1 rRNA gene is annotated in these 210 nt (G+C 46.2%); it reads left to right on the top strand.

The features are described from left to right. Positions 1-139: 139 nt before the first annotated feature. Positions 140-210: ribosomal RNA gene (gene rrf, locus ACFZPT_RS27225) — 5S ribosomal RNA — on the top strand; the annotation flags it as partial.

Here is a 210-nt window from a genome sequence, read left to right as displayed (position 1 = left end):
TTTCCCCATGTGAGAGTAGGTCATCGTCAAGATTAAATTCCGAAACCCCAATTGCGAAAGCAGTTGGGGTTTTGTTTATGTAGAAGTCCATGAATTTTCACCGGAACGATGCTCAACGTCGATCTGGTACACAGAATTTCTTGACGACCATAGAGCATTGGAACCACCTGATCCCATCCCGAACTCAGCAGTGAAACGATGCATCGCCGA

Origin of the sequence: Pseudomonas sp. MD330_10 (assembly GCF_042610415.1) — a bacterium.
Taxonomy (GTDB): Bacteria; Pseudomonadota; Gammaproteobacteria; order Pseudomonadales; family Pseudomonadaceae; genus Aquipseudomonas; species Aquipseudomonas rhodesiae.
Note: the sequence above shows the minus strand (reverse complement) of the source record. Positions and strands in the feature narration are given on the sequence as shown.